General features: G+C 67.5%; 25 protein-coding genes and 1 tRNA gene. 7 read left to right on the top strand and 19 right to left on the bottom strand.

Annotated features, from left to right (window positions below; genetic code table 11):
• From NS334_RS08195 to bfr, 3 genes are all read left to right on the top strand, one after another.
• Positions 1-253, top strand: a 253-nt coding sequence (locus tag NS334_RS08195) for a DUF418 domain-containing protein (protein ID WP_153002639.1), incomplete at its 5' end; no start/stop codon positions are given.
• A 75-nt stretch (positions 254-328) separates the two neighbouring features.
• Positions 329-499, top strand: a complete 171-nt coding sequence (locus tag NS334_RS19070) for a (2Fe-2S)-binding protein (RefSeq protein ID WP_083500337.1) — start codon at positions 329-331, stop codon at positions 497-499.
• 88 nt (positions 500-587) lie between these two features.
• Positions 588-1103, top strand: a complete 516-nt coding sequence (gene bfr / locus NS334_RS08190) for a bacterioferritin (RefSeq protein WP_058755479.1) — start codon at positions 588-590, stop codon at positions 1101-1103.
• Positions 1104-1158: 55 nt separating this feature from the next.
• Here the strand turns inward: bfr and NS334_RS08185 are convergent, their stop codons facing one another.
• The 8 genes from NS334_RS08185 to NS334_RS08150 form a co-directional block, all read right to left on the bottom strand.
• The gene (locus NS334_RS08185; RefSeq protein ID WP_058755478.1) at positions 1159-1635 is read right to left on the bottom strand and encodes an Hpt domain-containing protein; all 477 of its coding nucleotides are present in this window, start codon (positions 1633-1635) and stop codon (positions 1159-1161) included.
• Between the two features lie 63 nt (positions 1636-1698).
• Positions 1699-3063: a ribosome biogenesis GTPase Der gene (gene der / locus NS334_RS08180; RefSeq protein WP_058755477.1), complete on the bottom strand. Its 1365-nt coding sequence runs from the start codon at positions 3061-3063 to the stop codon at positions 1699-1701.
• Between the two features lie 67 nt (positions 3064-3130).
• Positions 3131-4456 (bottom strand): PQQ-binding-like beta-propeller repeat protein, encoded by a 1326-nt coding sequence (locus NS334_RS08175; RefSeq protein ID WP_058755476.1) that lies wholly within the window; start codon positions 4454-4456, stop codon positions 3131-3133.
• Positions 4453-5169: a tetratricopeptide repeat protein gene (locus NS334_RS08170; protein WP_058755475.1), complete on the bottom strand. Its 717-nt coding sequence runs from the start codon at positions 5167-5169 to the stop codon at positions 4453-4455. The genes NS334_RS08175 and NS334_RS08170 overlap by 4 nt, the downstream gene beginning before the upstream one ends.
• Positions 5170-5284: 115 nt before the next feature.
• Positions 5285-6163 carry a 3-methyl-2-oxobutanoate hydroxymethyltransferase gene (panB, locus tag NS334_RS08165; RefSeq protein WP_058755474.1) on the bottom strand — a complete coding sequence of 293 codons (879 nt, stop codon included), beginning with the start codon at positions 6161-6163 and terminating at the stop codon, positions 5285-5287.
• A gap of 23 nt (positions 6164-6186) precedes the next feature.
• Positions 6187-6636 (bottom strand): hypothetical protein, encoded by a 450-nt coding sequence (locus NS334_RS08160; RefSeq protein ID WP_058755473.1) that lies wholly within the window; start codon positions 6634-6636, stop codon positions 6187-6189.
• A complete protein-coding gene (locus NS334_RS08155) occupies positions 6636-7370 on the bottom strand; it encodes a Crp/Fnr family transcriptional regulator (protein WP_058755472.1) in 735 nt (244 codons plus the stop codon). The genes NS334_RS08160 and NS334_RS08155 overlap by 1 nt, the downstream gene beginning before the upstream one ends.
• Positions 7371-7604: 234 nt before the next feature.
• Positions 7605-7681 (bottom strand) — tRNA-Pro (locus NS334_RS08150).
• 161 nt (positions 7682-7842) lie between these two features.
• Here NS334_RS08150 and yajC point away from each other — a divergent pair.
• From yajC to NS334_RS08130, 4 genes are all read left to right on the top strand, one after another.
• Positions 7843-8181, top strand: a complete 339-nt coding sequence (yajC, locus tag NS334_RS08145; RefSeq protein WP_058755471.1) for a preprotein translocase subunit YajC — start codon at positions 7843-7845, stop codon at positions 8179-8181.
• 1 nt (position 8182) lies between these two features.
• Positions 8183-9784 carry a protein translocase subunit SecD gene (gene secD / locus NS334_RS08140; RefSeq protein ID WP_058755470.1) on the top strand — a complete coding sequence of 534 codons (1602 nt, stop codon included), beginning with the start codon at positions 8183-8185 and terminating at the stop codon, positions 9782-9784.
• A gap of 115 nt (positions 9785-9899) precedes the next feature.
• Positions 9900-10874, top strand: coding sequence for a protein translocase subunit SecF (gene secF, locus NS334_RS08135; RefSeq protein ID WP_058755469.1), 975 nt, complete (start codon positions 9900-9902; stop codon positions 10872-10874).
• 19 nt (positions 10875-10893) lie between these two features.
• Entirely contained in the window at positions 10894-11280 is a 387-nt protein-coding gene (locus NS334_RS08130) for an Mth938-like domain-containing protein (RefSeq protein WP_058755488.1), read from the top strand.
• Between the two features lie 70 nt (positions 11281-11350).
• Here NS334_RS08130 and NS334_RS08125 read toward each other — a convergent pair whose 3' ends face one another.
• The 11 genes from NS334_RS08125 to nuoI all read right to left on the bottom strand — a co-directional run bounded on the left by NS334_RS08125 (position 11351) and on the right by nuoI (position 22046).
• Positions 11351-11644 carry a DUF983 domain-containing protein gene (locus tag NS334_RS08125; protein ID WP_342585535.1) on the bottom strand — a complete coding sequence of 98 codons (294 nt, stop codon included), beginning with the start codon at positions 11642-11644 and terminating at the stop codon, positions 11351-11353.
• Between the two features lie 176 nt (positions 11645-11820).
• Positions 11821-12099: a DUF1467 family protein gene (locus NS334_RS08120; RefSeq protein ID WP_058755467.1), complete on the bottom strand. Its 279-nt coding sequence runs from the start codon at positions 12097-12099 to the stop codon at positions 11821-11823.
• A gap of 18 nt (positions 12100-12117) precedes the next feature.
• The gene (locus tag NS334_RS08115; RefSeq protein WP_058755487.1) at positions 12118-13758 is read right to left on the bottom strand and encodes a ribonuclease J; all 1641 of its coding nucleotides are present in this window, start codon (positions 13756-13758) and stop codon (positions 12118-12120) included.
• A gap of 85 nt (positions 13759-13843) precedes the next feature.
• Positions 13844-14632: a type III pantothenate kinase gene (locus NS334_RS08110; RefSeq protein ID WP_058755466.1), complete on the bottom strand. Its 789-nt coding sequence runs from the start codon at positions 14630-14632 to the stop codon at positions 13844-13846.
• A 15-nt stretch (positions 14633-14647) separates the two neighbouring features.
• A complete protein-coding gene (locus tag NS334_RS08105; protein WP_058755465.1) occupies positions 14648-15352 on the bottom strand; it encodes a biotin--[acetyl-CoA-carboxylase] ligase in 705 nt (234 codons plus the stop codon).
• A 19-nt stretch (positions 15353-15371) separates the two neighbouring features.
• Positions 15372-16832 (bottom strand): NADH-quinone oxidoreductase subunit NuoN, encoded by a 1461-nt coding sequence (gene nuoN / locus NS334_RS08100; RefSeq protein ID WP_058755464.1) that lies wholly within the window; start codon positions 16830-16832, stop codon positions 15372-15374.
• Positions 16832-18385 (bottom strand): NADH-quinone oxidoreductase subunit M, encoded by a 1554-nt coding sequence (locus tag NS334_RS08095; protein WP_058755463.1) that lies wholly within the window; start codon positions 18383-18385, stop codon positions 16832-16834. Before NS334_RS08095 ends, nuoN begins: the two co-directional genes overlap by 1 nt.
• Positions 18386-18401: 16 nt before the next feature.
• On the bottom strand, positions 18402-20534 hold the full coding sequence (gene nuoL, locus NS334_RS08090) for an NADH-quinone oxidoreductase subunit L (protein ID WP_058755462.1): 2133 nt from the start codon (positions 20532-20534) through the stop codon (positions 18402-18404).
• 6 nt (positions 20535-20540) lie between these two features.
• Positions 20541-20855 carry an NADH-quinone oxidoreductase subunit NuoK gene (nuoK, locus tag NS334_RS08085; RefSeq protein ID WP_058755486.1) on the bottom strand — a complete coding sequence of 105 codons (315 nt, stop codon included), beginning with the start codon at positions 20853-20855 and terminating at the stop codon, positions 20541-20543.
• Positions 20856-20863: 8 nt separating this feature from the next.
• Positions 20864-21475 carry an NADH-quinone oxidoreductase subunit J gene (locus NS334_RS08080; protein WP_058755461.1) on the bottom strand — a complete coding sequence of 204 codons (612 nt, stop codon included), beginning with the start codon at positions 21473-21475 and terminating at the stop codon, positions 20864-20866.
• Positions 21476-21560: 85 nt separating this feature from the next.
• Positions 21561-22046, bottom strand: coding sequence for an NADH-quinone oxidoreductase subunit NuoI (gene nuoI / locus NS334_RS08075; protein ID WP_028966976.1), 486 nt, complete (start codon positions 22044-22046; stop codon positions 21561-21563).

Below are 22046 nucleotides of genomic sequence, written 5' to 3'. Positions count from 1 at the left end.
CGCGGCCGGCCGCGTGGCGCTCAGCAACTATCTGGCGTGCAGCATCGTCTTCAGCGGCGTGTTCTATGGCTGGGGCGCGGGGCAGTTCGCACGCTGGGACCGCGCCCTGCTCTATCTGCCGCTCCCGGCCGCCTGGGGCGCGATGCTGGTCTGGCCGCGCTGGTGGCTGGCGCGGTTTCACTACGGCCCGGCGGAATGGCTGTGGCGATGCGCCACGCAGGGGCGCGTCGTAACACTCCGTTCCCCACAATAGCTGCGAGCGCCACGCAATAACGCTTGCGATCCATTCTCATTATCGCTATTCGTGCGCTATCGGGAAGGAGCCGCCATGGTCGTTTGCGTGTGCAATGCCATCAGGGAGTGTCAGGTGCGGGAGGCCGCGCGGGCCGGCGCCACCACCACCTGCCAGGCGTACAAATGCCTCGGTCGTCAGGCCAAGTGTGGACAATGCGTCGCTTTCGCACGAGAGATCATCGCGCAGGAACGCGCGGCTGCGTAGCGTTCTCAACTATGGATGCAACGGCTTTTAGACTTTCGCCGTGACGCCGACATCTGTATCCGGTCTCCATTCAACGGAGGTCGATACGATGAAGGGTGACCCGAAAGTCATCGAATTTTTGAACGAGTCGCTCAGGAACGAGCTGACCGCGATCAACCAATATTGGTTGCATTACCGCCTGTTCGACCATTGGGGCGTCTACAAGCTCGCCGAGTTCGAGCGTCACGAATCGATCGACGAGATGAAGCACGCCGACTGGCTGGCGGAGCGCATCCTGTTCCTCGACGGACTGCCCAACTTCCAGCTGCTCGGCCGGCTGCGGATCGGCGAGACGGTCGAGGAAATCCTCAAGGCCGATCTCGCGATGGAGATCGAGGCCGTCGCACAGCTGAAGGCCGCGATCGCCTATTGCGAAGAGGTCAAGGATTTCGTCAGCCGCGAGCTGTTCGCGCGCATCCTGGCCAGCGAGGAAGAGCATGTCGACACGCTGGAGCGCCAGTTCGAGATGATCGAACGCATGGGCATCCACAATTACATCCAGCTCAACTCGATCAGCGAGCATGACAAGCCGGAAAGCGGCGCCGCCCCCTATCTGAAGGGCTGAGGACGAAGCGACGGCGGGCGGCAGCGCCGCTCGCCACCCCGGCCGACTCCCGCGGTCAGCCGACCTTGCGCCCGAACCCGCCCGGCCCGCGCGACAGCGGCGGAACATGGGGCAGCGGATGGGCAACCGGCGATGGCGCCGGAACCGGCGCGGGCGGCGGCGCCGCCGCGATCACGTCGCGTTCCAGCAGCGCCAGCGTGTGCAGCAGCAGCGGGCGCAACGCCACGACATCCTCGATCGCCCCCTCGGGCGAATCGTGCCGCTCGACGCACTCGCGGGCATGATCCTCGATCTTCTCGGCCAGCGCCGCCAGCGCCTCGGCGCCGAACTGCCGCGCCTCGCCTTTCAGCGTATGCGCGGGAATCACCATCGCGACCGCATTGGCCTTGCGCACCGCCTCTTCCAGCGCCGACAGCGACTTGATGCCGTCCTCCCGGAAGTACCCCAGGATCCGCGCAAAGCCGGCGCCCAGTTCCGCATGGGCGCGTGCCAGCGCCGCACCGTCCACCAGATTGCTCGCTTCCACCGACACGCCGCATTCCCCTTCGCACCTGCCGACCGGATAACGCGAAGGGGGTAAACGGAGAGTAAGCGGCTATTTTCCGAACGGGTTCTTCGGCGCGCGCAGCATCAGTCGCACCGGCACCGCGCCGAACCCCAGTTCGCGGCGGATGCCGTTGATCAGGTAGCGCTGATAGCTCATCGGCAATTCGTCGACGCGCGTCCCGAACAGCACGAAGCCGGGGGGCCGGGTCTTGGCCTGCGTCAGGTAGCGCAGCTTGATCCGCTTGCCGCCGGGCGCCGGCGGCGGGTTGGCCTCGATCGCGCGCTCGAACCAGCGGTTGAGCTCGCCGGTGCCGACGCGCCGCGACCAGGCTTCGCGTGTCTCGAACGCCGCGCCGATCAGCTGGTCGATCCCCTTGCCGGTCGCCGCCGACACCGCCAGCAGCGGCACGCCCTTCACCTGCGCCAGCCCCTCGTCCAGCGCCTTCTTGACGCCGTTGAACAGGCTGGAGGCGTTCTCCGCCACATCCCATTTGTTGAGCGCGATCACCAGCGCGCGTCCTTCCTCCAACACCCGGTCGGCGATGCGCAGGTCCTGCGCCTCCAGACCCAGCGTGGCGTCGAGCAACAGCACCACGACCTCGGCGAAATCGACCGCGTGCAGCGCGTCGGCGACCGACAGCTTCTCCAGCTTGTCCTGCACCTTGGCGCGCTTGCGCATCCCGGCGGTGTCGATCAGCCGCACCTGTCGCGGCCCGTCCGGGCCTTCCCAGGTCCAGTCGATCGCGATCGAATCGCGCGTGATTCCGGCCTCCGGGCCGGTAATCATCCGATCCTCGCCCAGCATGCGGTTCACCAGCGTCGACTTGCCGGCGTTCGGGCGCCCGACGATCGCCAGCTTCAGCGGCGCATCGGGGCTCTCGATATCGATCGGCTCCTCGGGTTCGGGCTGAAGCGGGTCGAGGTGCGGCAGCAGCGCCTCGAACAGCTCCACGATCCCCTCGCCATGCTCGGCCGAAAACACCACCGGGTCGCCGAAGCCCAGCGCCATCGCCTCATACACGCCGCTCTCGCCCGCGCGTCCTTCGGCCTTGTTCGCCATCAGCACGATCGGCGTGTCCGCTCCGCGCAGCCAGCGGGCGATTTCCTCGTCCAGCGGCACCACGCCGGCGCGCGCGTCGACCACGAACAGCGCGACATCGGCGGCATCGACCGCCGCCTGCGTCTGCTGCCGCATCCGGCCCGGCAGCGTATCGGGATCCTCGTCCTCATACCCCGCGGTGTCGATCACGCGGAAATCGAGCCCGAGCAGATGCGCATCGCCCTCGCGCCGGTCGCGCGTCACGCCGGGCCGGTCGTCGACCAGCGCCAGCTTCTTGCCGACCAGGCGGTTGAACAGCGTGGACTTGCCGACGTTCGGGCGGCCGACGATCGCGACGGTAGGGAGACGGGACATGCCGCCCGCCCTATATCCTAATGCGTCGCGACGATAGCCTCACCGCCACGCCGCGAAGGCGCGCCGTTCACCGCCAGGCGGTGATGACGCCCTTCTCGTCCAGCGTGTACAGCGTCTGGTTCGCGACGATCGGCGCCAGCGAGAAGGAATCGCCCGCGTCGATCGTGGTCTGCACGCTGCCGTCGGTCGGCGATGCGCCGATCAGTTGCCCGCGCGAATTGGTGAGCCACAATTTGTCGCCCGCCAGCACCGGGCCGAACCAGGTGTACGGATCGGACCGCTTCTTCTCGTTCTTGAACGCCTGCAACTGGCCGACCCAGCGCAGCTTGCCATTGGCGCGCGACAGGCACACCAGCCGCGAATCGTCCGTCACCAGGAAGATCCACTCGCCCGCGACCCACGGGGTCGAGATGCCGGCCAGGTTCTGCTCCCACATGCGCTGACCCGTCGCGATCTCCAGCGCGACCATGCGGCCGCCCTGCCCGATCGAATAGACGCGCCCGTCCTCGATCACCGGGTCGGCGTCGATGTCCGCCAGGCTCGACACCGACGTGGTGATCGAGGTACGCGACAGCGCGTCCTGCCAGAGCGTCCGGCCGTTCTCGTAACGATAGGCGTTCAGCTCGCCGCTGGAGAAGCCCGCGACGATCGTACCCGAACTCGCGGCCGGCGCGGCGACACCGAACACGCCCTGCGTCTCCAGGCTCGCCGCCTGCGTCCACACGACCTTGCCGTCGTTCTGGCCCAGCGCGAAGATCTGATTGTCCTGGCTGAGGACATAGACCTGCCCGTTGGCGACCGTCGGCGCGCCGCGCAGCGGCCCGCCCGGCTTGGCCCGCCACACGATCGCACCGTCCGCCGCGTTCACCGCCGCCACGTCGCCCAGGCCGTCGGTGGCGTAGAGCTTGCCGTCGTCATAGCTGACCCCGCCGCCGAACCGCGCATCGCGATCCTCGTCGTTCTCGGGCAGCGCACGCGACCACAGTTTCGCGCCGGTATCGGCCGCGAACGCGTGCACGGTCGCATTGACGTCGATCACGAACAGCTTGTTCTCGGCGACGACCGGCCCGGCCGCCAGCCGCGCGCGATTGCTGCCGCCGTCGATCTGCGCGCTCCACGCCTTCGCCGGGGTCGGCGAGGCGAGCAGCAGGTTGCCCATCGACTTGGCCGCATTGCCGCCCGGCTGGGTCCAGGCGTCGTTCGCCGCCGCGACCGGCAGCGTGACCGCCACATTCTCCAGCGTCTTGTCGACCGTGGCCTGATTTTCGGACATCAGGATCGGCACGCGCTGGCCGATCGTCGGCGTCTTCTTCGGCGCGCCCTTGAAGATGCCGCACCCGCCCAGACCCAGCAGCGCGGCAAGCGCCACGCCGGTCGCAACCCGAGACTTCATCGCTTCGTCACACCTTCGCTCCGCGCGGCGGCGGGGGCGCTGCCGGCTTTGTCGTCCATCGCGCCCGCCATCTGAACAGCGCGTTGACGCACCGACCGCGGCACCTGATCGTCCTCGGCGATCCGCCGGAACACCTGGCCCGCCAGATCGCGGCGGCCCTGGCGCAGATAGGCGGCGGCCATCAGTTCGCCTGCGCTGCCCAGCCACGGATTGCCGACCACGGCCAGCGACCGCATCCGCTCCACCACCACCTCGGGCTTCAGCCCGTCGAACTCGGCGCTGGTCTGCCGGATCAGCGCCAGGTCGCGAAACGGCTGCGCCAGCGACGCATCCTGCGCGACCCCCGCGAACTTCGCGGCGGCGCCCTTCAGATCGTTCTGCTTCAGCAGGACATCGGCCTGGGTGAAGATCGCCGCGACCCGATATCCGTCGCGCTTCGACTGCGCCAGCTGGTCCAGCGGGGCGGTCGCGGCCTTGATGTCGTCGGCGGCCAGCGCGTCATAGGCCTGCTGCAACTGCTCGCCCTCGCGCCCGGCGGCCTGCTCCTGCCGGTGCTGCCAGAACAGATAGGCGCCGAACGCGACCAGCGCGACGACAATCGCGGCGATGATCGCGCGGCCATAGCTGCGCCACACGTGCAGCGCCTGATCGCGGCGCAGCTCCTCATCGACTTCGCGAACGAATGCTTCGTTATTCTGGGGCGGGAAGGCCACCGACTACTCCGGGCTGTACGGAAAACTCGCCGCGTGTAGCGGGTCGCCGCACGAAACGAAAGAGCGGCGCGTCGCGGGGGTCGCGGGAACCGCAGTCCCGCCGGGACGGCACGCCCTATTCCCTGGGCGCGTACAATTGCTCCGCCGTCGGGAACGCCCGCGCACGCACGTCCTCGGCATAGAGCCGCGCCCGCTCCGCGACGAATCCGGCCATGTCGCCATAGCGCTTCACGAAGCGGGGCGTCCGCTCGAACAGCCCCAGCATGTCCTCGGCGACCAGCACCTGCCCGTCGCACGCCGCCGACGCGCCGATGCCGATCGTGGGAATGTCGATCGCCTGTGTGATGTCGACCGCGATCGGCTCGACCACGCCCTCGATCACGATCGCGAACGCCCCCGCCTCGGCGATCGCGCGCGCGTCGGCGACGATCTTGCGCGCCTCCGCCGGGCTCCGTCCGCGCGCGCCATAGCCGCCCAGCGCGTTCACCGCCTGCGGGGTCAGCCCGATATGCCCGACGACCGGGATACCGCGTTCCGACAGGAACTGCACGGTCGGGGCCATCGCGGTCCCGCCCTCCAGCTTCACCGCCGCCGCGCCGGTGTCCTTCATCAGCCGCGCCGCGCTCTCGAACGCCTGCGCGGGCGACGCCTCATAGCTGCCGAACGGCATGTCGACGACGACCAGCGCGTGATGGCTGCCGCGCACCACCGCCGCGCCATGCGCCGCCATCATCTCCATCGTGACCGGCACCGTGGAGGGCAGGCCGTAGATCACCTGACCCAGGCTGTCGCCGACCAGCAGCATGTCGCAATGCGGGTCCATCAGCTGCGCCATCCGCACCGTATAGGCGGTCAGCATCACGAGCGGTTCGCCGGTCCCGCCCGCGATCGCCGCCTTGCGCGCGCGGATCGCGGGCACCGTCAAGCGCTTCATCGGCGCGGAGACCGGCGTGGCGCGGCTGGTAGCGGTGTCGATGGTGAAGGTCGTGGACATGCCCGCCTGCTACGCCACGCGGCTCAGGCGATCCACCCTCGACGACGCGCCAGATGCGCCAGATGCAGCGCCAGCGCGCCGATCGCGAGGATCAGCAGCGGGAAATACAGCACATACGGCCCCTTGACCGCGAGGATGTCGGTCATCGCGAACATCCAGCCGAACTGGATCATTACCGCGACCAGCGACACGGTGAGCAACGCCACCGCGTGGCGCGAGCGCAGCAGCAGCGCCAGCCCGCCGAGCAGCATCGTGCCGGTCGCAATGGAATAATCCAGCCGGTACCAGCCGGGCAGCCGCGCGAACAGCGCCCGGTCGTAATCGCTGGCCGCGCCCATCGCATCCGCGCCCGCCGTCAGCTGGGTATAGCAGGCATAGCTGCCCATCGCCCCCCACAGGATCAGCAGCAGCACCAGCACGCGATACCACCACGGTCCGCGCGCCCTTCCCTCGTTCGTTCGCCCGTCGCGCATCACGGTTCCATAGCGTCCGGCGTCCGGGCCGGCGACGCATAATCGGCGAGTTCGGCAAGCAGGTCCGCGCGCAGCAGCGTCACCTCGCGCCCGGCCAGCACCACCAGCCCCTGCTGGCGCATCGCCTGCAACGTGCGGTTGACGTGCACGCTGGTCAGCCCCAGCGTGTCGGCCAGCATTTCCTGCGTCAGCGGCATCTCGAACCGGGTCGGACCCGCCATCCCCACCGCGAGCAGCCGGTCGCGCAGCTCCAGCAGCAGGTGCGCGAATCGCTCGATCGCCGATTGCCGCCCGAGCCGCGCGACCGCATCGAGCAGGTGCCGCGCGGTCTGCAGCGCGTTCCGCCGCGATGCGGCGTCCAGCAGCGCGATCTCGGGCAGCAGCGGCGCGTCCAGGTCGATCAGCGTGACCGGGCTGAGCGCGATGATCGTCGCGGCGAACGGCGTGCGCCGGTCCAGCGCCAGCAGATCGCCGGGCACCAGCACGTGCTGGATCTGCCGGCGCCCGTCCGGGAAGTGCCGGGCATAGGCGGCCCAGCCGCCCAGCAGCGCATGAACGCCGGTCGGCATCTCCCCCTCGCGCGCGATCTCGCGGCGCGCGCCGATCGATCGCGTCGCGAATCGTGGCTGTCGCGCGGCGATCGCCTGCGCCAGCCCGGGGGCGATCCGCTCGAGTCGGCGGCGCACCGGGTCGCCTCCGCCGATCATCACATGCGTCGGCGCGGCGGGCGGCATCGCGATCACCCGGCGACCGCGCTCGGCGCGGTACGCGCGACGCGGATCGACAGGGTGGCGACGACGGATGCCATGGCGGCTTGGCGGTCCTGACAGAGTGGTGGCGGGCCATTGTCGCGCAGCCGCCGTCATGTCCTACCCCCAAACGAGGGGACGCCGATGCGGCAACGCGCGCGCTCGTCCCGAAACGGCACGCCCGCGACGTCGCATTGTCCGATGATGCAGGATGGATATTGGTCGGGGCGACAGGATTCGAACCTGCGACCCCCACACCCCCAGTGTGATGCGCTACCAGGCTGCGCTACGCCCCGACCGAGGGGGCGCCTCTACGCCCGACGCCGCCCGGATGCAAGCATGTTGCACGCGGGTCCGCGCGCGGCGGCAGCGTGTTGCGCCAGCGGCCCCACGATGATAGCGGCTGCGGCTTCGCGCGGCCGTATCCCGGCCGCCCAACGGTCATGCACGGAAACCGATGCTCATCTCTCCCGCTTATGCGCAGACCGCCAGCGGCGCCGCCCAGGGCGGCGGCCTCGCCGGCTTCATCAGCCTCGCGCCGCTGCTGCTCGTCTTCGTCGTCTTCTACTTCCTGATGATCCGCCCGCAACAGCGCCGGATGAAGACGCTGCAAAGCGCCATCGCCAACGTCAAGAAGGGCGATTCGGTCATCACCGCCGGCGGCCTGGTCGGCAAGGTGACGAAGGTCGAGGACGCGTTCGTCGAGGTCGAGATCGCCGCCAACACCCGCGTCCGCGTCGTCAAGGCGACGCTGTCCGAGGTCACGCCGCTCGGCGGCAAGCCGGCGAACGACTGACATGCTGGACTTTCCCCGCTGGAAGGTCGTCAGCATCTGGTTGCTGCTGGCCGCGCTGGTGTCGCTGTCGATCCCGACGTTCCTGCCCGAGAGCGTGACGAACACCTGGGGCTTCCACGTCCCGCGCGTCAACAAGGGGCTCGATCTGGCCGGCGGCAGCTATCTGCTGCTGGAAGCCGATACCAACGACGTCGCCGCCAGCCGTGTCGAGGCGATGCGCGAGCAGGTGCAGACCGAGATGCGCCGCCAGAACCCGCGCATCGAGATCGGCGACATCTCCAGCCGCGGCGGGCAATTGTCGTTCCTGCTGCGCGATCCGTCGCAGGTCGATGCCGCGCGTGAGCGGCTGCTCCAGATCACCGGCACCGGTGCCGGCATGACCGGGCAGCGCCAGTGGGACATCCAGGTCGTCGATTCCAGCCGCTTCGTGCTGACGCCCACCGCCGCCGGCCTCGCACAGGCGGTCGATACCGCGATGGGCGACGCGACCGAGGTCGTGCGCCGCCGTATCGACGAACTCGGCACGCGCGAACCGACGATCATCCGTCAGGGCAGCAACCGCATCGTCGTGCAGGTGCCGGGCCTTCAGGATCCGCAGGCGCTCAAGAACCTGCTCGGCAAGACCGCGAAGCTGGAATTCAAGCTGGTCGACACCAACGCCGATCCGCAGGCGCTGGCCAAGGGCCAGGCGCCGGCCGGTGACCAGATCCTGCCCTATCCGAACAATCCCGCCGGCATCCCGCTGATCGCGGTGAAGCGTCAGGCGATCATCACCGGCGACATGCTGAGCGATGCGCGGCAGGAATTCGAGCCGCAGACCAACCAGCCGCAGGTCTCGATGACCTTCGACAGCCAGGGCGGTCGGCGCTTCGCGCGCACGACGCAGGAAAATGTCGGCAAGCCCTTCGCGATCATCGTCGACAATACCGTCATCTCCGCGCCGAACATCAACGAGCCGATCCTCGGCGGGCGCGCCGCGATCAACGGCGGCTTCACGGTGGACAGCGCCAACCAGCTCGCGATCGCGCTACGCTCGGGCAAGCTGCCGGTCGACCTGAAGATCGTCGAGGAATCGACCGTCGGGCCGGATCTCGGCGCCGACTCGATCCGTGCCGGCATTCTCGCCTCGGCGGTCGCGGTCGCGCTGGTCGTGGCGTTCATGTTCGTCACCTACGGCCGCTTCGGCCTCTATGCGAACCTCGCCGTCGTCATCAACGTGTTCGTCATCCTGGGCGTCATGGCGCTGATGAACGGAACGCTGACGCTGCCGGGCATCGCCGGGTTCGTGCTGACGATCGGCACCGCGGTCGACGCCAACGTGCTCATCAACGAACGCATCCGTGAGGAGCGGCATCGCGGGCGCGGCGTGGTGCAGTCGGTCGAGCTGGGCTATAAGGAGGCCAGCCGCACCATCTTCGAGGCGAACGTGACGCACGCGATCTCGGGCATTATCATGTTCGTCCTGGGCTCCGGCCCGGTGAAGGGCTTCGCGGTCGTGCTGCTGATCGGCATCGCCACCAGCGTGTTCACCGCCGTCACCTTCACCCGCATGCTGGTCGCCGGCTGGCTCCGTCGCGCCAAGCCGAAGACGATCAACATATGATCGTCCTCGCCGCCCTCCCCGAACACCGTCACCCCGGCGCAGGCCGGGGTCCAGAGCCGCACGTCGCGCGCTCTGTGAACTGGACCCCGGCCCGCGCCGGGGTGACGAGGAAGTCATGAAACTGCTCAAGCTCGTCCCCGACGACACCAATATCGATTTCGTCCGCCTGCGCGGCTGGGCGTTCGGCCTGACGCTGCTGCTCAGCGTGCTGGCGGTCGGCCTGACGCTCTACAAGGGGCTGAACTTCGGCGTCGACTTCAAGGGCGGCCTGATGATCGAGGAGCGGTTCGTCCAGACCCCCGATCTCGACCGGGTGCGCGCCGTCGTCGACTCGCAGGGCGTCGGCGAAGCCGCGCTCCAGCAGTTCGGCGATCCGCGCACGATCACGATCCGCCTCCCCGTCCAGCAGGGCGGTGACGAGGGCGCGACCAACTCGGCGGTCCGCAAGGTCGAGGCCGCGCTGGCCAAGGCGTTTCCGGGCACCGAGTTCCGCCGCTATTCGACCGTGTCCGGCAAGGTGTCGGGCGAGTTGATCCGCAACGGCGTGCTCGCGGTCGTGCTCGCGATCCTCGGCATCGGCCTGTTCGCGATCTTCCGTTTCGAATGGCAGTTCGGTGTCTCGACGATCGTCGCGATCGTCCACGATCTGCTCATGACGCTCGGCTTCTTCGCGCTGACGCAGTTCGAGTTCGACCTGAACATCGTCGCCGCCGTACTGACGATCATCGGCTATTCGATCAACGACAAGATCGTGATCGACGACCGCATCCGCGAGAACATGCGCCGCTATCGCAAGATGGAGATGCGGGAGATCATCAACCTGTCGGTCAACGAAACCCTCCCCCGCACCGTCATGACCTCGGTGACGATCCTGCTCGCGCTCGGCGCCTTGCTGTTCCTCGGCGGCCATGTGCTGCGTGGTTTCACCGCCGCGATGACGCTCGGCATCATCGTCGGCACCTATTCGTCGATCTACGTGTCGTCGTCGCTGCTCATCACGCTTGGCCTGCGCGCCGATCCGGACGGCGGCGAGAAGCGGTCGCGCGGCGGCGCGCTCGACAATGCCGAGCGCGTCGGCCCGCGCGCCTGACGCCCGCCAGGATGCCGCGATGAGGATGGACCGCGATCGCCCCGCCGCCGGCCCGCTGGTCCGTGGCTTCGGCCCGGCCGGGTTCAAGGTCGATGCGCCGGACGGGACGATGGGCGTCTATCCGGCGCTGCTGCTGACCGCGACGCGCGCCGACGCCTGGACCCCGCCGCCGCTCGAGTCGCTGGACGCCGCCGCGCTCGCCCCCGTACTGGGCGAAGCGATCGAGTTCGTCCTGATCGGCACCGGCACCGACCTCCGCCGCCCGCCGCGGGCGCTGATCGCCGCGCTCGAAGCGCGCGGGATCGGGGTCGAGGCGATGGACAGCCGCGCCGCCGCGCGTGCCTGGGGCGTGCTGCGCGCGGAGGATCGTCGCATCGCCGCCGCGCTCTACCCGCTGGAGGACTGAGCGGCCGCATTTTTCGGGGCTTTTCGTGCCGAGCGGGCCGGAATTCCGGCCGCAGCCGTACTGCGCGATCCTACTCCTCGCGCACCAACCGCCCCTCGCGCGCCTTGAAATAGAACTGGCTCGCCACCAGCCAGCCCTTGATCGGTCGCAGCGGCAACACCGTGCTGACCAGCAGCACCGGCAGGCTCACCACGACATGCACCCACCATGCCGGATCGGCGAGGATCTGCAGCATCAGCGTGAAGACGACGCCCGGCAGGCACGCGAAAAGCTGCACGAACACTGCCGGTCCATCGGCCGGATCGGCATAGGAATAATCCAGTCCGCAGACCGGACAGCGATCGCGGATCGTCAGAAAACCCAAGAATAACGGGCCTTTGCCGCACCGCGGGCAATGACCGAAAGCGCCGGTGCGGAACGGCGACAGCCGCTCCCACTTATGTCCGTCCCCGTCGATCAACCGGGGGTCGGGGCGGGCGGAACGATCCTCTTCCATTGCCTCATTATGCGTGCCGGGCCGCCGCGCCGCCACAACCCGCGTCAGCCCACCGCGTTCACCACATCCACCACGTCCAGCGACCGCGCGGTGATCCACCCGAAATGATCGTTGGCGACGAACAGCACGAACAACGTCGTCGCCACGATCGTCGTCCTGGTGACGACGCGCTTCAGCGAGAACTCATGCGGCGCGCTCTCGGCGGTGCCGGGCATCGCGGTCTCCCCCGCCTCCGCCGAGGTCCGCACCCCGAACGGCAGCACCAGGAACACCGAAAATGCCCAGAACAACACATAGATAGCCAGCAGCGACGTCCACCGCATGTCAGCGCGCCCGCACGATCAGACTTCGACGATCAGGACGTCGACGATCGGCTTCTTGCCCGTCCAGCGCGTCGCGACCTTGCGCACCGCCAGCCGCACATCCTCGCGCAACCGGTCCCGATCGCGCGGCCGCCCGGCCATCGCCTCGCTTGCCGCCTCGATCGCCTCGGCCAGAAACGGCTCGCGCTCCTCCTCGACCGGGACGCCCTGCACGCGCACGTCCGGCGTGCCGCCCGCGCGCCCGTTGCGATCGACCGCGATACCAACCGAGATCTGGCCGTTCACGGCGATCCGCCGCCGCTCGTTGATCGTGCTGCCATCGGCCGGCAGGATCACGTCGCCGTCCAGCACCAGCCGCCCGATCGCCACGTTGCCGATCTTCTTGGGCACACCCGGCGCCAGGCGGACCATGTCGCCGTCCGTCTGTACCAGCGCCTGCGGGATGCCTTGCGCCAGCCCGTAGCGGGCATGCTCCATCAGGTGTCGCATCTCGCCGTGCACCGGCAGCAGCGTCGTCGGCCGGATCCAGCCGTACATCTTCGCCAACTCCGGCCGCCCGGGGTGGCCAGAGACGTGGACGTGCGCCTGCTTCTCGGTGACCATTTCGACGCCCTTGGCCGCCAGCTGGTTCTGGATGCGCCCGATCGCGACCTCGTTGCCCGGAATCTGCTTCGACGAGAAGATCACCATGTCACCCGCATCGAGCGCGACCGGATGATTTCCCGCCGCGATCCGCGCCAGCGCCGCGCGTTCCTCGCCCTGCCCGCCGGTCGCGACGATCAGGACGCGGTTCTTCGGCAGGCGCATCGCCGCATCGACATCGACGGTCTGCGGGAAGTTCTTGAGATAGCCGGTTGCCTTGGCGACGCGGATGATCCGGTCGAGCGACCGCCCGGTCACGCACAACTTGCGCCCGGTTTCCTCCGCGACCTGCGCCAGCGTGTGGAGCCGCGCGGCATTCGACGCGAAGGTCGTCACCACGACGCGCCCGCGCGCCCGCGCGACGCTTTCGGTCAGCCCGACGCGGACGCTCGCTTCGCTGCCCGATGCCTCGGCATTGAAGACATTGGTCGAATCGCACACCAGCACGTCGATGCCCTCGGCACCGATCTCCGCCAGTTCCTCCGGCGACGACGGCTTGCCGATCACCGGGGTCGGGTCAAGCTTCCAGTCGCCGGTGTGAAACACCTTGCCCGCCGGGGTCGCGATCACCAGCGCGTTCGCCTCCGGGATCGAGTGCGACAGCGGCACGACCTCGACCGCGAACGGCCCGACCTTGAAGCTCTTGCGCGGCTCGACCAGCCGGATCTTCACCCGGTCCTCGATCCGCTCCTCTTCCAGCTTGCCGCGCACCAGCCCGGCGGTGAACGGCGTGGCATAGATCGGCACCCCCAGGTCTTCGGCAAGGTACGGCAGCGCGCCGATATGATCCTCATGCCCGTGGGTCAGCACGATACCGACCAGATCGTCGATCCGCTCCTCGATGAAGCGCAGGTCGGGCAGAATCACGTCGATGCCGGGATAATGCGCGTCGGCGAAGGTCACGCCGCAATCGACCATCAACCACTTGCCGGCATGGCCATAGAGCGTGACGTTCATGCCGATTTCGCCGGACCCGCCCAGCGCGCAGAAGAGAAGCTCGTTATTCTTCGGTGTCATCAGATTCCTTTGTGCGCCGGCACCGCGGCCCGTCCGCATCGGCGCGACGGGCATGGGAAAACGAACGATCGCGCCGGCGTGGCGGTCATCCGTCGATATGGGCGCGTTCGTACATGATCGCCAGTCCCTGGATCGTCAGGTCCGGTTCGATCACGTCGAACACGTTGGTATGTTGTTCGAACAAGGTGGCAAGGCCGCCGGTGGCGATCACCTTCACGGGACGTGCGATCTCGCGCTTCATCCGCGCGACCAGCCCCTCGATCATCGCGATATAGCCCCAGTAGATGCCGATGTTCATCTGGTCGACCGTGTTGCGCCCGATCACGCAGTCGGTCGCTGGCGCCTCGATTGCGATGCGCGGCAGCTTGGCGGCGGCCATCACCAGCGCGTCGAGCGACAGGTTGATGCCCGGCGCGATGATCCCGCCCTTGTACGCGCCGTCGAAATCGGAATGGTCAAAGGTGGTAGCGGTGCCGAAGTCGATGACGATCAGGTCGCCCGCGTGCAGCGCGTGCGCCGCGATCGTGTTCACCGCACGGTCCGCGCCCAGGCTGCGCGGCTCGTCGACGTCGACCGACAGCTGCCAGTCGACCGGTGCGCGGCCGGCGACCAGCGCATGGGTGCGGAAATACTTGCTCGCCAGTACCTCGAGATTGTGGAGCGCCCGCGGCACCACCGTCGAGATGATCACGGCGCTCACGTCGTCGCGCGCATAGCCTTCCAGCGTCAGCAACTGGCTGAGCCACACCGCATATTCGTCTGCGGTCCGACGCGGATCGGTCGCGATCCGCCAGCGCGCACGGATTTCGCGCGTCCCCGGCTGGACGAGCGCGAAGACGATGTTGGTGTTGCCGGCATCGACCGCGAGCAGCATCGCTTCCCCTCCCCCTCAAACCAGAAAAACGTCACCGGCATGAATGACATGCCGCGTGCCATCGGCCAAGTCGAGCAGCAGCGCGCCGCTCGCGTCCAACCCGGCGAAGCGTCCGGCCAGCGCAGCACCGTCGGGCAGCCGTACCGACAGCGTGGTGCCGACCGGATGCGCGCGCTCGCCCCATTGCGCCGCAATGGGCGCAATCCCCTGCCCGCGCCACGTCTCGAACCAGCGCGCGAACCGCTGGGCGAGATCGTCAAGAAAGACGGCGGCGTCCACTGCGGCGCCCGCCGCCCGCAGGCTGGTGGTCGGGCGGTCGGGAAGCTCGGGATGATGCGCGACGTTCACGCCGATGCCGACCACGACATGCTCCCCGCCGCGCTCCAGCAGGATACCCGACAGCTTCGCCCCGCCGAGCAGCAGGTCATTGGGCCACTTCAGCTGCAAGTTGCTCGCGTCGGGCAGCGCCCCGCGTACCGCCTCTTCCAGCGCGACCGCTGCCACAAGCGCGAGCCCGGCGGCCCGAGGATCATGGGGCAACAGCCGCACGACGGTGCTGGCGTAGAGATTGCCGGGCGGGGACTGCCACGCACGCCCCTGACGCCCGCGTCCCGCCGTCTGCTGCTCCGCGCGCAGCCACACGCCGTCCTCGACCGCGCCGTCGCGCGCCAGCGTCAGCAGGTCGGCATTGGTCGACCCCGTCGCTGGCACCGTCAGGATACGGGGCAGCGCCGCCGCCTCAGAAGAGGCTGGCGGCGGCAGCCAGCGTCCAGGCGGACAGCGCCGGGATCGCGAGATAGCCGAGCGGCGACACGAACACCGCCGCGACCGCGATCAACCCGCCTTCCAGCTTGTCGCCCTCGTCAAACGTGCCCGTCGGCTCGTCGAAGTACATCGTCTTGACGAGACGCAGGTAATAATAGGCGCCGATCACGCTGAACACGACGCCGATCACCGCCAGGGGGAACAGCCCCGCCTGTACCGCCGCGTAGAAGACCGCGAACTTGGCATAGAAGCCGAACAGCGGCGGAATGCCGGCCAGCGAGAACATGAAGATCGCCAGCGCCGCCGCCAGACCCGGCCGCGTCCGCGACAGGCCCGCAAGGCTCGCAATCGTCTCCAGCGGCTGCCCGTCCGCGTCGCGCATCTGGAGAACGACCAGGAAGCTGCCCAGCGTCATCGCGAGGTAGATCGTCATATAGGTCATGACCGACGCCACGCCCTCCGGCGTCCCCGCCGCCAGACCGATCAGCGCGAAGCCGACGTTGTTGATCGACGAATAAGCGAGCAGGCGCTTGATGTTCTGCTGCCCGATCGCCGCGACCGCACCCAGCAGGATCGACGCCAGCGACGCGAAGATCACGATCTGCCGCCACTGCACTTCGGCCGGTCCCATTGCCTCGACCGCGACCCGCACCGCGAGCGCGATCGCCGCGACCTTGGGGGCGGAGGCGAAGAACGCCGTCACCGGAGTCGGCGCGCCCTCGTATACGTCGGGGGTCCACATGTGGAACGGCACCGCCGAGATCTTGAACGCCAGCCCCGCGAACACGAACACCAGCCCGAACAAAAGGCCCAGCGAGCGCGTGTCGCCCGTCAGCGGCGTGGCGGCGAACGCCCCCGCGATCTCGTCGAATAACGTCGAACCGGTGAAGCCGTACACAAGACTGATGCCGTAGAGCAGGATGCCGCTCGCCAGCGCGCCCAGCACGAAATACTTCAGCCCCGCTTCGGCCGAGCGCGTATCCTGCCGCATGAAGCTTGCCAGCACATAGGCCGCGAGGCTCTGGAGTTCGAGCCCGACATACAGCGTCAGCAGGTCGCCCGCCGACACCATCATCCCCATGCCGCACGCCGACAGCAGGATCAGCACCGGATATTCCGGGCGCAGGTCCGCGCCCGCGGTGCGCTTGAAGAAGGTCGGTGCCAGCAGGATCGCCACGGCCGACGCGATATAGATCAGCACCTTGGCGAAGCCGGCGAAGGCGTCGGCGCGGTACAGGCCGTAGAAGGCGTCACCCCCGCCCGATGCCGGGCCGGTCAGCGCGACCAACGCGCCGGCCAGCACCGCGACCGCGGCCCAGGATACCGCTTTGGTCGACGCCGGACCGCCCCAGGCGGCGACCAGCATCAATGCGATCGCACCGACCGCGAGCACCAGCTCGGGCAGCGTCATCGCCAGATTGGCGGCATAATCCATCAGTGCGCGCTCCCATGCGCGGGGGTTTCGGCATGGGCGGCAGGAACGATCCCGGTGCCCCCATTGCCCTTTCCAGGTGTCGGTTGCGAGTCACCCGCCGGCTTGGCGCGGTCGAGGCGCGCCAGCAGGATCTGCGTATCCTTGCGCATCGGCGCGAGGAAGCTCTCCGGATAGACACCCATCCACAACACCGCCGCCGCAATCGGCACCAGCAGCCACAATTCGCGCGGGGTCAGGTCGGACATCGCGCGAACGTCCTCCGACTTGATCTCGCCGAACACGACGCGACGGTACAGGTACAGCATATACGCCGCGCCCAGGATGATGCCCGTCGTGCAGAGCAGCGCGGTCGTCGTCGACACCTGATAGGTGCCCATCAGGCTCAGCAACTCGCCGACGAAGTTGCTCGTGCCCGGCAGGCCGATCGACGCCATCGTGAACAGCAGGAACAGCAGCGCGTAGCGCGGCATGTTGATCGCCAGACCGCCATAACGGCTGATCTCGCGCGTATGCAGCCGATCGTAGATGACGCCGACGCAAAGGAACAGCGCGCCCGACACCAGACCGTGCCCCAGCATCACCATCATCGCGCCTTCGATACCCTGCGCGTTGAAGGCGAACAGGCCGATCGTCACGATCGCCATGTGCGCGACCGACGAATAGGCGATCAGCTTCTTCATGTCGGACTGCACCAGCGCGACGAGGCTGGTGTAGATCACCGCCACCGCCGACAGCCCGAACATCAGCCACACGAGGCTGGCCGAGGCTTCCGGGAACATCGGCAGGCTGAAGCGCAGGAAGCCGTAGCCGCCGAGCTTCAGCAGCACGCCCGCCAAAATTACCGACCCCGCGGTCGGCGCCTGCACGTGCGCGTCGGGCAGCCAGGTATGAACCGGCCACATCGGCATCTTCACCGCGAACGACGCGAAGAACGCCAGCCACAACCACGTCTGCACCTGCGGCGGGAAGTCGTAGTTCAGCAGCACCGGGATGCTGGTCGTGTCCGCCGTGATGCTCATGTAGAGCATCGCGATGAACATCAGCAGCGACCCGAGCAGCGTGTACAGGAAGAACTTGTACGACGCGTAGATGCGGTTCACCCCGCCCCAGATGCCGATGATCAGGAACATCGGGATCAGGCCGGCCTCGAAGAATATGTAGAACAGGAACAGGTCCTGCGCCGCGAAGGTGCCGATCATCAGCACCTCGGTGAACAGGAACGCGGCCATATATTCCGGCACGCGCTTCTCGATCGCCTGCCAGCTGGCGCCGATGCAGATCGGCATCAGGAACACCGACAGCACGATCAGCAGCAGCGCATAGCCATCGATGCCCAGCGCCCAGCCGAACCGGCCGAAGATCGGCGCATATTCGACGAACTGCCATTGCGCCCCGCCGACGTCGAACGACGTCCACAGAACGACGCCCAGCGCAAGATCGATCAGCGTCGCCGCCAGCGCGGTGACCCGCGCGGCCTGCGCGGACAGGAACAGGCACGCGATGGCCGCGACCGCGGGCACCGCGAGCATCAGCGAAAGGATCGGGAACGACATCTTCCTTCTCCCCCGCTCAGCCCGCGATCGCCCAGGTGATCGCGGCGGTGAGCCCGATCAGCATGACGAAAGCATAAGTATAGACATATCCGGTCTGGAGGCGAACCGCGACGCGGCTGCCCATCTGCACCAGCCACGCCGAGCCGTTCGGCCCGAAGCGGTCGATCGTCCCCTCGTCGCCACGGTGCCACAGCAGGCGGCCGATCGCGAAGGCCGGGCGGACGAACAGGAAGTGATAGAGCTGGTCGAAATACCACTTGTTCAGCAGGAAGCGGTACAGCGGCTGGAACGTATCCGCGAACTTCGCGGGCGTCGACGGCGAGCGCAGATACGCCAGATAGGCGATCAGCAGGCCGGTCAGCATCACGACCGTGGCCGACAGCTTCACGAACAACGGCACCTCGTGCATTTCGTGCATCAGATGCTCGTTGAAGAACAACGCGCCCTTCCAGAACCCGCCTGCCGTCTCCGGGTCGATGAACCAGTGATGGAAGACGAAGCCGGCCGCGACCGCGCCGATCGACAGCACGATCAGCGGGATCAGCATGACGATCGGGCTCTCGTGCGGGTGATAGCCGCCGGTCCCCTTCGGAATCTCGTTGAACCCACGCTCCTCGACATGCGGCGTATGACCGGCATCCTCCGCCGCCGGGGCGGTATGATGCGCGTCGTCATGACCGTGCGCGTGCGCGGCATGCGCGTGGGCATCGTCGTGACCATGATCGTGAGCATGGTCGTCATGGCCGTGCGCGTCATGCAGCGCGTGCTGGATATGCTCCGACGCGGCCCAGCGCGGCTCGCCCCAGAAGGTCAGGAACATCAGCCGCCACGAATAGAAGCTGGTCAGCAGCGCGGCGAACACGCCCACCATCGACGCCACCGGCGATCCACCCGCCCACGCGACTTCGATGATCGCGTCCTTGGAGTGATAGCCCGCGAACCCGCCGATGCCGTAGATACCCACGCCGGTAATCGCCAGCGTCCCCAGCAGCATCCCCCAGAAGGTGATCGGGATCGCCTTCCGAAGGCCACCATAGAAGCGCATGTCCTGCTCGTGGTGCATCGCGTGGATCACCGAACCTGCACCCAGGAACAGCAGCGCCTTGAAGAAGGCATGCGTGAACAGGTGGAACATCGCCGCGCCATACGCGCCGACGCCAGCGGCAAAGAACATGTAACCGAGCTGCGAACAGGTAGAATAGGCGATCACGCGCTTGATATCGGTCTGCGTCGTGCCAACGGTGGCTGCGAACAGACAGGTCGCGGCACCGATGAAGGTGATGAACCCCATCGCGGTCGGCGACATCTCGAACATCGGCGAAAGGCGGCACACCATGAACACGCCCGCGGTGACCATCGTCGCGGCGTGGATCAGCGCCGACACCGGGGTCGGGCCTTCCATCGCGTCGGGCAACCAGGTGTGCAGACCGAGCTGCGCCGACTTGCCCATCGCACCGACGAACAGCAGCAGGCAGATCACCGTCATCGTGTCGGCGCGGAACCACAGGAAGCCGATCGTCGACCCCGCCATCGACGGCGCGGCGGCGAGGATCGCCGGGATCGAGACGGTGTCGAACACCAGATAGGTGCCGAAGATACCGAGCATGAACCCCAGGTCGCCGACGCGGTTGACGACGAACGCCTTGATGGCGGCGGCGTTCGCGCTCGGCTTGCGGAACCAGAAACCGATCAGCAGATAGCTGGCGAGCCCGACGCCTTCCCAGCCGAAGAACATCTGGATGAGATTGTCGGCGGTCACCAGCATCAGCATGGCGAAGGTGAACAGCGACAGATAGGCGAAGAAGCGCGGCTGATCCGGCTCCTCGCTCATATAGCCCCAGCTATAGAGGTGCACGAGCGCCGAGACGCTGGTGATAACCACCAGCATGACCGCGGTCAGCGCATCGACGCGCAGCGCCCAGGACACGTCGAACGTGCCCGAGGTCATGAAGTGCAGCACCGGGGTGACGGTCGCTTCGCTGGTGCCAGCGAGGAAGCCTATGAACACCGGCCACGACAGCGCGCACGACACGAACAATGCGCCAGTCGTGACGACCTTGGGCAAGGTCATCCCGAACGACTTGTTCGCGAACCCGGCGACGATCGCCGCGATCAGCGGCAGGAAGACGATGAAGAGGATCGAATGCACCGGAATTTACCCCTTCATCCGGCTGGGATCGTCGACCGAGATCGAACCGCGTCCACGGAAGAAGATCACGAGGATCGCCAGCCCGATCGCCGCCTCGCCGGCAGCGACGGTCAGCACGAACATCGCGAAGACCTGACCGACCAGATCCTGCAACGCCGCGGAAAACGCGACCAGGTTGATGTTCACCGCCAGCAGGATCAATTCGATCGCCATCAGGATGACGATGATATTCTTGCGATTGAGGAAGATCCCGAGCACGCCCATCGTGAACAGCAACGCCGCCACGACCAGATAGTGGATGAGGCCCACGCCCCCCGACATGGCCGCGTTCACAGCTGCACCCCCTGACCGATCTCCGGCCGCATGTTGCGCGTCGCGTCCTGCGGACGGCGCGCATTCTGCCGCGCGATGTTCTGATAGCGCGCGCCCGAGCGCTCACGATGCGTCAGCACGATCGCACCGATCATCGCGACCAGCAGCACCAGTCCCGCGCCCTCGAAGATGAAGAGGTAGCGCGTGTAGAGCAGGTTGCCGATCTGGACGATGTTCGGGACGACATGATCGGTCGGCGCGGCGCGGCGCGCCAGATCGATACCGCCCGCGCTCCATGCACCGACGCCGATCAGGATCTCCGCGACCAGCGCGACCGCCAGCACCAGCCCGATCCCGAAATAGCGGACGAACCCCGCGCGCAGCTCCGCGAAGTCGATGTCGAGCATCATGACCACGAACAGGAACAGCACCGCGACCGCCCCGACATAGACGATGACCAGCAGCATCGCGATGAACTCGGCGCCGACCAGCACCATCAGCCCCGCCGCGTTGAAAAAGGCGAGGATCAGCCACAGCACCGAATGGACCGGGTTGCGCGACGAAATCGTCATCGCACCTGAAATCAGCACGATGGCGGCGAACAGATAGAAGGCGATGGCCTGGATCATAGCGCCTTCCCCGCGGCGGCGCGCGTCACAGACGCGCTGGTGTGAACCGTCAAAATCATGTCGACCCCTGATGTCACGCGAGCGCCTAGCGGTACGGCGCATCGGCGGCAAGGTTCGCCGCGATCGCGCGCTCCCACCGGTCGCCGTTGTCGAGCAGCTTGGCCTTGTCGTAGATCAGCTCTTCGCGCGTCTCGGTCGCGAAATCGAGGTTCGGTCCCTCGACGATCGCATCGACCGGGCACGCTTCCTGACACAGGCCGCAATAGATGCACTTGGTCATGTCGATGTCGTAGCGCGTCGTGCGGCGGCTGCCGTCGTCGCGCGGTTCGGCCTCGATCGTGATCGCCTGCGCCGGGCACACCGCCTCGCACAGCTTGCACGCGATGCAGCGCTCTTCGCCGTTGGGATAGCGACGCAGCGCATGCTCGCCGCGGAAGCGCGGGCTCAGCGGGTTCTTCTCGTACGGATAGTTGATCGTCGCCTTCGGCTTGAAGAAATACTTCAGCGTCAGCGCATGCGCCTTCACGAACTCGTAGAGCGTGAACGCCTTGATCGTCTGCGCGATACCCAT

It is taken from the genome of Sphingomonas endophytica (assembly GCF_001476895.1).
GTDB classification, from domain to species: Bacteria; Pseudomonadota; Alphaproteobacteria; order Sphingomonadales; family Sphingomonadaceae; genus Sphingomonas; species Sphingomonas endophytica_A.
This window is presented reverse-complemented; position numbering and strand designations above follow the sequence as displayed.